Raw genomic sequence first — 9,521 nt, 5'->3', positions numbered from 1 at the left:
TGGAATTCGAAGCGCTGTTTCCGGGTCTGCTCGACGACATGGTGGCCGCCGGCGTGCCGATTCTGGAGAACCGGCCGGACTGCATCTACTTCGGCGCCGCGGGTCATGTGCTGGGAACCGGGCGAACCCTGCGCGACGAGTTCACCGCTTATGTACCCAGTCGGCCGGTTCTCCAGAATCGGCACGCCGGCGGCCACCATGTCGTCGAGCAGACCCGGAAACAGCGCTTCGAATTCCACCGCGCCGCGTGCCATCAGCAGATGCACGTGCCGGCCCTGGGGGACCGCCGAACGGTTGGCGGGTGCGCTAGGCATCTCGTCGCGCTCGAACACCGTCACCCGGTCATAGAAATCCGAGAGCACGCGCGCAGCGCAAAGCCCGGCAATGCTGGCTCCGATGACGGCTGCATGCCCCCGGGTTGCTTCCCCACCCATCAACGCAGCGTACTCGGTACTGTGCCGTCAGATTGTGGGGAAAGGATGGGGGCATGGCCGGTCGATGGCGCACGAAATCGGTCGAGCAATCGATCGCCGACACTGACGAGCCGGGCACCCGGCTGCGCAGAGACCTGTCCTGGTGGCACCTGACCGTCTTCGGGGTTTCGGTGGTGATCGGCGCGGGGATCTTCACCGTCACCGCCTCGACAGCAGGCAACATCACCGGTCCGGCCATCTGGGTGTCGTTTTTGATCGCTGCAACCACCTGCGGGTTGGCGGCGCTGTGCTACGCGGAGTTTTCCTCGACGCTTCCGGTGGCGGGCAGCGCCTACACCTTCTCCTACGCCACCTTCGGTGAGTTTCTGGCCTGGGTGATCGGCTGGAACCTGGTGCTGGAGTTGGCGATCGGCGCCGCCGTGGTGGCGAAGGGCTGGTCGAGTTACCTGGGCATGATCCTCGGATTCCAAGCGGGCACAGTCATTTTCGGTTCAGTCATGCTCGACTGGGGTGCGCTACTCATCGTCGGACTGGTCGCCGTGTTGCTTGCTTTGGGCACCAAGCTCTCCTCGCATTTCTCGGCGGTGGTCACCGCGATCAAGGTCGGAGTGGTGGTGCTGGTTGTGATCGTCGGCGCCTTCTACATCAAGCGCGCCAACTATTCACCGTTCATCCCGCCGCCAGAAGCCGACCATGCCGGAACCGGCGTCGACCAGTCGGTGTTGTCGCTGCTGACCGGTGCACAGACCAGTCACTACGGCTGGTACGGCGTGCTGGCCGGGGCGTCGATCGTCTTCTTCGCGTTCATCGGGTTCGACATTGTGGCCACCATGGCCGAAGAGACCAAGCACCCGCAACGCGACGTCCCGCGCGGAATCCTGACTTCGCTGGCCATCGTCACTGTGCTCTATGTCGCCGTGTCGATCGTGCTGTCGGGCATGGTGCCCTACACCGAACTACGGGATCGCCCTGATGGCCGGCACGCCAACTTGGCCACGGCGTTCACCGCCAACGGCGTGCATTGGGCCTCCAAGATCATCTCCATCGGGGCACTGGCCGGACTGACCACCGTGGTCATGGTGCTGATGCTCGGCCAGTGCCGGGTGTTGTTTGCGATGTCGCGCGACGGATTGCTGCCGCGCCAACTGGCCAAGACCGGCCCGCGTGGCACCCCGGTGCGCATCACCATGGTGGTCGCGCTGCTGGTGGCGCTGGCGGCCTCGGCATTTCCGATGACCAAGCTCGAAGAGATGGTCAACGTCGGAACGCTGTTCGCCTTCGTGCTGGTGTCGGCCGGCGTGATCGTGCTGCGCCGAACCCGCCCGGATCTGCCGCGCGGGTTCCGCGCGCCCTGGGTGCCGTTACTGCCGATCACGTCGGTGTGTGCGTGCGTGTGGCTGATGCTCAACCTGACCGGGGTGACCTGGATCCGGTTCGGCGTGTGGATGGCCGTGGGCATCGTCATCTACGCCGGCTACGGGCGCCGGCATTCGGTCGTGGCCGCCCGCGAAGCCCAAGCCGGCGACGCGGAGCTGGTCGCCGACACTGCTACCCCGTAAGCGCGTTGGTTTTACAAAACATGGCTTCGTGTCTAGACAGGAGACGTGCAAGCGGTTAATGTCAAAGGCAGACGTGCTCTGACTCACAAGGAGGGATTGACCATATGACCGCCGGACCTGGCCTGGACACGATGGTGTGGCAGGACAAAAAGCGCTACCTGTGGCTGCTCGGCCTGATTGCTCCCACCGCCTTGTTGGTGGTCTTGCCCATGGTGTGGGCGATGAACCAGGCTGGTTGGCAGGCCGCCTCGACAGTGTTGTTCTGGATCGGGCCGATCCTGGTCTATGTGGTGTTGCCGCTGCTCGACCTGCGCTACGGGCCCGACGGGCAAAATGCCCCCGACGAGGTGATGGAGCGGTTGGAGAACGACAAGTACTACCGGTACTGCACCTACGTCTACATCCCGTTCCAGTACCTTTCCGTCGTCGTCGGCGCGTATTTGTTCACCGCGTCGGACCTGAGCTGGCTGGGTTACGAGGGGTCGCTGAACTGGCCGGCCAAGATCGGTTTGGCGTTGTCGGTCGGCGCGCTGGGTGGAATCGGAATCAACACCGCCCATGAGATGGGACACAAGAAGGATTCGCTGGAACGCTGGCTATCCAAGATCACGCTGGCGCAGACGTGGTACGGCCACTTCTACATCGAGCACAACCGTGGCCATCACGTGCGGGTGGCCACCCCGGAGGACCCCGCGTCGGCCCGGTTCGGCGAGACGTTCTGGGAGTTCTTTCCGCGCAGCGTCATCGGCAGTCTGCGTTCGGCTTGGCGGCTGGAAGCACAGCGGTTGCGTCGGCTCGACAAGAGTCCCTGGCACCTGTCCAACGACGTACTCAATGCGTGGCTGATGTCGGTGGTGTTCTGGGGGGTGATGCTCGCGATCTTCGGCCCGGCGCTGATTCCGTTCGTGATCATCCAGGCGGTCTACGGATTCTCGTTGCTGGAGTCGGTCAACTACCTCGAGCATTACGGTCTGCTGCGCCAACAACTTCCGAATGGTCGCTACGAGCGCTGCACGCCCGAACACAGCTGGAACTCCGACCACATCGTGACCAACCTGTTCCTGTATCACCTGCAGCGGCACAGTGATCACCACGCCAACCCGACCCGGCGCTACCAGACGTTGCGCAGCATGGCCGAGGCGCCGAATCTGCCCAGCGGCTATGCATCGCTGATCGGGTTGACCTACATCCCGCCGCTGTGGCGACGGCTGATGGACCACCGGGTGCTGGAGCACTACGACGGCGACATCACCCGGGTCAACCTGCAACCGCGGCTCCGGGAGAAGATGCTGGCTCGCTACGGGGCGGTGGCGTGATGGCGTCGTATCGCTGCCCGGGGTGTGGCTACGTCTATGACGAAGCCAACGGCGCTGCGCGGGAAGGCTTTCCGCCAGGCACCGCGTGGGATCACGTCCCGGATGACTGGTGCTGCCCGGACTGTGCGGTCCGCGAGAAAGTCGATTTCGAGAAAATGGATCCGACGACGATGCGTGCCGACACGGCACGAGGAGTTGGACAATCAACGGAGGTAACCCAATGAATGACTACAAGCTGTTCGTCTGCGTGCAATGCGGCTTCGAGTACGACGAGGCCAAGGGCTGGCCGGAAGACGGCATCGCGCCGGGCACCCGGTGGGACGACATCCCCGACGACTGGAGCTGCCCGGACTGCGGTGCGGCCAAGTCGGACTTCGACATGGTGGAGATCGCCCGTTCGTGACAACTACCCTCACGCATGTGAAGCAACGGGTCCCGTACGCCGAGGCGTCGCGGGTCCTGTTGCGTGATTCGGTCCTCGACGCGATGCGCGAATTGCTGGGCACCCGCGACTGGTCGGCCATCACGCTGGCCGACGTGGCCAGCGCGGCGGGCATCAGCCGGCAGACCATCTACAACGAGTTCGGGTCGCGCCAAGGCCTGGCGCAGGGCTACGCGCTCCGACTGGCCGACCGATTGGTCGACGCCGTCGCCGACGCGATCTGCTCCAACGTCGGCGACGTCTACGCCGCATTCCTGCAGGGCTTCCGCAACTTCTTCACCGAGTCGGCCGCCGACCCGCTGGTCATATCGCTGCTCACCGGCGTCGCCAAGCCCGATCTGCTGCAAATCATCACCATCGACAGCGGCCCGATCATCACCCGGTGCTCGCAGCGGTTGACCGCCACGTTCCAGCACAGCTGGGTCAAAGCCAGCGCGGAAGATTCCGGGATACTGGCGCGCGCCGTGGTGCGACTGGCTATCAGCTACGTGTCCATGCCACCGGAGGCTGATCACGACGTGGCCGCCGATCTGGCTCGGCTCTTCACTCCCGCCGCTGAACGCTACGGAGAGCTCGCGTAGCGGGCAGTTGGGCGCGCGGCGCAGCGGCGCAATAGGGTTTAGGCGAGACCGACGGAACCCGGCACTCGCGGGTCGGCCGCAGCGGACTAATGTATATGCAAGCTAACTAGTTGACCAGACGAGGATTGGGCCCATATGACGACCACCGAAAACGCGCTGAGCGCCGACGTTTCCAACGGCATCGACTTCAAGGTCGCCGACCTGTCGTTGGCCGACTTCGGCCGCAAGGAGATTCGGCTGGCCGAGCACGAGATGCCGGGCCTGATGTCGCTGCGCCGCGAGTACGCCGAGGTGGCGCCGCTCAAGGGCGCGCGGATCTCGGGTTCGTTGCACATGACCGTGCAGACCGCGGTGTTGATCGAGACGCTCGTGTCGTTGGGCGCCGAGGTGCGCTGGGCATCCTGCAACATCTTCTCCACCCAGGACCATGCCGCCGCCGCGGTGGTCGTGGGCCCGCACGGCACCCCCGAGGAGCCCAAGGGTGTGCCGGTGTTCGCCTGGAAAGGCGAGACGCTGGAGGAATACTGGTGGGCCGCCGAGCAGATGCTGACCTGGTCGGGTGAGCCGGCCAACATGATCCTCGACGACGGCGGCGACGCCACGATGCTGGTGTTGCGCGGCGCGCAGTTCGAGAAGGCCGGCGTGGTGCCGCCCGCCGAGGACGACGACTCGGCCGAGTACCGGATCTTCCTCGACTTGCTGCGCAAGCGTTTCGAGACCGACAAGGGCAAGTGGACGAAGATCGCCGAGTCGGTCAAGGGCGTCACCGAGGAGACCACCACCGGCGTGCTGCGGCTCTATCAGTTCGCCGCGGCCGGCGACCTGGAGTTCCCGGCGATCAACGTCAACGACTCGGTGACCAAGTCCAAGTTCGACAACAAGTACGGCTGCCGGCACTCGCTGATCGACGGCATCAACCGCGGCACCGACGTGCTGATCGGCGGCAAGAAGGCGCTGGTCTGCGGCTACGGCGACGTCGGCAAGGGCTGTGCGGAGTCGCTGGCCGGCCAGGGGGCCCGGGTCACCGTCACCGAGATCGACCCGATCAACGCGCTGCAGGCGCTGATGGAGGGCTACGACGTCAAGACCGTCGAGGAGGCCATCGGGGAGGCCGACATCGTCGTCACCGCCACCGGCAACAAGGACATCATCACGCTCGAGCACATGAAGGCGATGAAGGACCAGGCCATCCTGGGCAACATCGGCCACTTCGACAACGAGATCCAAATGGCTCGCCTGGAGAAGTCCGGGGCCACCCGCGACACCATCAAGCCGCAGGTGGACCAGTGGACCTTCGGCGACACCGGCAAGTCGATCATCGTGCTGTCCGAAGGCCGGCTGCTCAACCTCGGTAATGCCACCGGTCACCCGTCGTTCGTGATGAGCAACAGCTTCTCCAACCAGGTGATCGCGCAGATCGAGCTGTGGACCAAGAACGACGAGTACGACAACGAGGTCTACCGGCTGCCCAAGCATCTCGACGAGAAGGTGGCCCGCATCCACGTCACCGCGCTCGGCGGCGAGCTCACCAAGCTCAGCAAGGACCAGGCCGAGTACATCGGCGTCGACGTCGAGGGCCCCTACAAGCCCGACCACTACCGCTACTGACAGCGCGTCCCGCTCGCCGAGATCGACGTTAGAGCTGATTTCCGCGCGAAAAGTGACGCTAACGTCGATCTCGGCGAGCCGCCGCGCGGTGCTAGCCGGTCGCCTCGTCGCGGTCTAGTCCCGCCAGCAGCGCATCGCGGGCGCGGGCCACGCGCGATCGAATGGTGCCCACCGGGCAGCCGCACACCGCGGCGGCGTCAGCGTAGGACAGTCCGAGCAACTGGGTGAGCAGCAGTGCCTCCCGCTGCTCGGCGTTGAGACCGGCGATCATCGTCGTCACCTCGACGAGGTCCTCGAATCCCCGCGCGGGGCGGTCGCGGTCGAGCAGCTGTTCAGGATCAGCGCCGTGCGCCGTGCGAGGCCGGGATTGCGCGCGCCGGATGTGATCGGCGACGACTCGCCGCGCGATGGCCAGCAGCCAGGTGCGCGCGCTGGAACGCCCGGAGAAACGCTGGATGGCGCCGATCGCCCGAAGAAAGGTTTCCTGGGTCAAGTCGTCGGCGCTGGCGCCGTCCGACAGGTAGGCGACGAAACGCCACACGTCTTGCTGGGTGGCCTTGATGAACGCCTCGAGTGCCCGGGCGTCGCCGCGCGCGGCGGCCAACGCGAGTGCGGTAACGGCCTCGTCGTCGCTACGCGCACTCATGAGCACTCACCTTAAACTCGACCAACCAACCCGTCTACGACGGGCTGTCGTAGCACCTGATCCTCACGCCGCCGAACGGTTGACGGGGCGCAGGTGCCGGCGCCGTCGAGCGTCGGCCGCGGCCGCGGCCAGCACGAGTTCGCTTGTCGCTTCGTCGCTGGCTGCGCTCGGCTGAGCACCTCCGCCGCGGTTTCGCGCCACCAGCAACGCGAACAGCAAACCAACCAGGATCGGTAGATGGCTGGCGACCCGGGAAGCGGTCACCTGCCCGCTGTAGCTGTCGACGGCCACATAACCCAGCAGCGCAACCGCATACGCGCCGGCGATGGCCGCCACCCCCACCGCGGCCGTGGTCCAGATCCCCGCGGCAATCATCGCCGCTCCGAGCGCCAGCAACCATGCGGTGGACTCGTGCATCAGGTGCGCACCCGTTGCCGCACCGTGCATGTGGGTGGACACCATGCCGAAATCGATCCCGGCGATCTGCGCCGACGCCAACGCGACCTGGATCAGCCCCGCCACGATCAGCGCCCATCGGCGGTAGTCCGAGATCAGCCCTTGCCACCAACGCCGATACGGCGCAACGCCCACCGCCGCCATGATCTGCTCGACCATGTCCGGTCCGTGGCCCGGTTCGAGGGCGGCCAGCTGCCGGGTCTGTACCGCCACGCCGATCAGCCAGGCGCGGCAATCCGGACACGATCCAAGATGAGCGTCGACCCGTTGAGCCGGCACCTGCTGCGGCTCACCGTCCAGCCGCGCCGATAGCGCTTCACGCGCAACCTCACACCGCATCTTTGTATCGTCGCTCATTTCTGTGTCTTTGCACAAAGGCATCTTCGGCGGGAACCAAACCGCGCCGCGTGCCGACCACTGTAGGTACACGACGCGAGATTCCGGAAGGGGTGGTTGTGTCCCTGCGAGTTGTTCCCGAGGGCCTCAGCGCGACCAGCGCTGCCGTCGAAGCATTGACCGCGCGGCTGGCGGCCGCGGAGGCCGGTGCATCTCCGCTGATTTCGACGGTGCTGCCGGCGGCCGCTGATCCGGTCTCGCTGCAGACGGCGGTCGGATTCAGCGCGCATGGCGCCGAGCATTCCGTGGTCGCTGCCCAAGGCGTGGCCGAACTGGGCCGGTCGGGTGTGGGCACCGGTGAGTCCGCCGCCAGCTACGCCACCGGCGATGCTTCGGCGGCATCCTCGTATCTGATTGCCGGCGGCCTATGACGGCGCCGATCTGGATGGCCTTGCCGCCAGAAGTGCATTCGGCAATGCTCAGCAGCGGCCCGGGCCCGGGATCGTTGCTGGCAGCCGCATCGGCGTGGTCATCGTTGAGTGCCGAATACGGCTCGGCGGCAAGCGAACTCAGCGCAGAGCTGGCCAGCGCGCAGTCGGTGTGGGAAGGGCCCAGTGCGGCGCGGTACGTGGCCGCTCACGGGCCATACCTGGCTTGGCTATCGGCGAGTGCGGAGAAGAGCACCGTCGCAGCGGCGCTGCACGAGACAGCTGCCGGTGCCTACGTGTCCGCGCTGGCCACCATGCCCACGCTGCCGGAGCTCGCCGCAAACCACGCCATGCACGCGACGTTGGTGGCCACCAACTTCTTCGGGATCAACACGATCCCGATTGCGCTCAACGAAGCCGACTACGTCCGCATGTGGGTGTTGGCCGCCGAGACGATGACCACCTACCAGGTGGTCGCCGGATCGGCGCTGGCCGCCGTGCCCGCGACGGTGCCGGCCCCATCGATCGTGGTGCCGGGCGGTGAGGCCAGCGCCGCGGCCGCGACAACCCAATCGGCCGCCGCCGCCCCGGCGGCGGACGCTGGCGCCCATCTCAATGCCGCGGATGCGAGCTCGTCGTGGCAAGACCGCCTGGCGGCCCGCCTCTCGGACATCACCCAGAACATCCTGTGGCCCCTCGGCAAAGAGATCTACCCCAATGGATGGCCCATCCCGGCGGTCCCCTTCGTCAATGGGATCACCTCTGTGCTGATGCAGATCCCCGGAATGTCGCCAGCGCTCGCAACGGCTCTGGGCTGGTTTATCTTTCATTCCCTGATGCTGGTATGGCCCTTCGTGCAAATGGCGCCCGCCTTATTGATGGCCGTCGTTCCCGCGATGGGCGCCGCGGTAGTGGGCGGCGCGGCGGGACTGGCCGCCGGAATCGCGGCGGCCGCGGCGGCCAGCATCTCGATTCCTCCAGTAGCCGATATGCCTGCCGCGGCGGCGATCCCGGCGCCGGTGGGCTCGGCGCCAGCGCCACTGGCGACGGGCGGTACCGCGACAACGGTGACCAACGCCCCGAGCACCACGACCGCTGCGACCCCGAGCACGGTCTCGGCGATGGGCGGGGGACCGGCCGGCGGCGGTCCCGGAGTCGGCTTCGGCCCGACCGCCACCGACACGCTGGGAGCCAACGCGGCGATGACCGACGTGTCCTACGTGGTGGGCGCGACGGGCCTGGCGGCCCGGAGCAGTGCTGCAAGCCGCCGCTCACGCGGTCAGGAGCAGGAGTCGCCGCTGGACAATCCCGCGGCGGCGGCAGCAAAAGCGGCGGCCGCCCGGGAGCAAGCGCGCGCCCGGCGGCGCGCGAAAGCCAAAGAGTTGGGCCGCGGTTACGAGTACATGGATCTGGAGCCGGGGAACGCCGACGACGCCATCGACGCGGTGAGCGCCTCAGACCGGGGCGCTGGACCGCTGGGGTTTGCCGGGACCGACCGGCAGAGCTCGACGGCCTCGGCCGCGGGCTTGACCACGTTGGCCGGTGATGAGTTCGGCGGTGGCCCGGCGATGCCGATGGTGCCGGGCAGTTGGGCGTCCGGCGGCGCGACAGACCGTAGTTGAAAGAAAGGGAGTAAGCGATGAGTTTGTTGGATGCCCATATTCCGCAGTTGGTGGCGTCGCAGTCGGCGTTTGCGGCCAAGGCGGGGTTGATGC

The 9,521-nt window shown here is 66.4% G+C and carries 9 protein-coding genes and 3 pseudogenes; 9 read left to right on the top strand and 3 right to left on the bottom strand.

The genetic code is table 11. From position 1 onward, the window contains the following. A pseudogene (locus tag A5707_RS24390) lies at positions 1–434 on the bottom strand (hypothetical protein); the annotation flags it as partial. Positions 435–487: 53 nt separating this feature from the next. Between A5707_RS24390 and A5707_RS07465 the strand changes: the two are divergent. The 6 genes and pseudogenes from A5707_RS07465 to ahcY all read left to right on the top strand — a co-directional run bounded on the left by A5707_RS07465 (position 488) and on the right by ahcY (position 5,940). After that, positions 488–1,993: an amino acid permease gene (locus A5707_RS07465; protein WP_065013873.1), complete on the top strand. Its 1,506-nt coding sequence runs from the start codon at positions 488–490 to the stop codon at positions 1,991–1,993. A 104-nt stretch (positions 1,994–2,097) separates the two neighbouring features. Then, a complete protein-coding gene (locus tag A5707_RS07460; RefSeq protein ID WP_065013872.1) occupies positions 2,098–3,309 on the top strand; it encodes an alkane 1-monooxygenase in 1,212 nt (403 codons plus the stop codon). Further along, positions 3,309–3,467 (top strand): annotated as a pseudogene (locus tag A5707_RS23115) (rubredoxin); the annotation flags it as partial. The gene A5707_RS07460 and the pseudogene A5707_RS23115, both read left to right, overlap by 1 nt. A gap of 62 nt (positions 3,468–3,529) precedes the next feature. Continuing rightward, positions 3,530–3,712, top strand: coding sequence for a rubredoxin (locus A5707_RS07455; protein ID WP_065013871.1), 183 nt, complete (start codon positions 3,530–3,532; stop codon positions 3,710–3,712). Beyond that, complete coding sequence (locus A5707_RS07450) at positions 3,709–4,332, top strand: TetR family transcriptional regulator (protein ID WP_197495281.1); 624 nt, start codon at positions 3,709–3,711, stop codon at positions 4,330–4,332. Before A5707_RS07455 ends, A5707_RS07450 begins: the two co-directional genes overlap by 4 nt. Before the next feature lie 135 nt (positions 4,333–4,467). Further along, complete coding sequence (gene ahcY / locus A5707_RS07445; protein ID WP_065013869.1) at positions 4,468–5,940, top strand: adenosylhomocysteinase; 1,473 nt, start codon at positions 4,468–4,470, stop codon at positions 5,938–5,940. Between the two features lie 91 nt (positions 5,941–6,031). Here the strand turns inward: ahcY and sigC are convergent, their stop codons facing one another. Then, the gene (sigC, locus tag A5707_RS07440) at positions 6,032–6,586 is read right to left on the bottom strand and encodes an RNA polymerase sigma factor SigC (protein WP_065013868.1); all 555 of its coding nucleotides are present in this window, start codon (positions 6,584–6,586) and stop codon (positions 6,032–6,034) included. A gap of 63 nt (positions 6,587–6,649) precedes the next feature. Next, a complete protein-coding gene (locus A5707_RS07435) occupies positions 6,650–7,399 on the bottom strand; it encodes a DUF2275 domain-containing protein (RefSeq protein WP_197495280.1) in 750 nt (249 codons plus the stop codon). Positions 7,400–7,497: 98 nt separating this feature from the next. Between A5707_RS07435 and A5707_RS07430 the strand changes: the two genes are divergently transcribed. The 3 genes and pseudogenes from A5707_RS07430 to esxG all read left to right on the top strand — a co-directional run. Next, a complete protein-coding gene (locus tag A5707_RS07430; protein WP_065013874.1) occupies positions 7,498–7,809 on the top strand; it encodes a PE family protein in 312 nt (103 codons plus the stop codon). Then, positions 7,806–9,428 (top strand): PPE family protein, encoded by a 1,623-nt coding sequence (locus tag A5707_RS07425; protein ID WP_065013866.1) that lies wholly within the window; start codon positions 7,806–7,808, stop codon positions 9,426–9,428. Before A5707_RS07430 ends, A5707_RS07425 begins: the two co-directional genes overlap by 4 nt. 17 nt (positions 9,429–9,445) lie before the next feature. Then, a pseudogene (esxG, locus tag A5707_RS23740) lies at positions 9,446–9,521 on the top strand (type VII secretion system protein EsxG); the annotation flags it as partial.

The sequence above is a fragment of the Mycobacterium kyorinense genome (genome assembly GCF_001672775.1).
Taxonomy (GTDB): Bacteria; Actinomycetota; Actinomycetes; order Mycobacteriales; family Mycobacteriaceae; genus Mycobacterium; species Mycobacterium kyorinense_A.
This window is presented reverse-complemented; position numbering and strand designations above follow the sequence as displayed.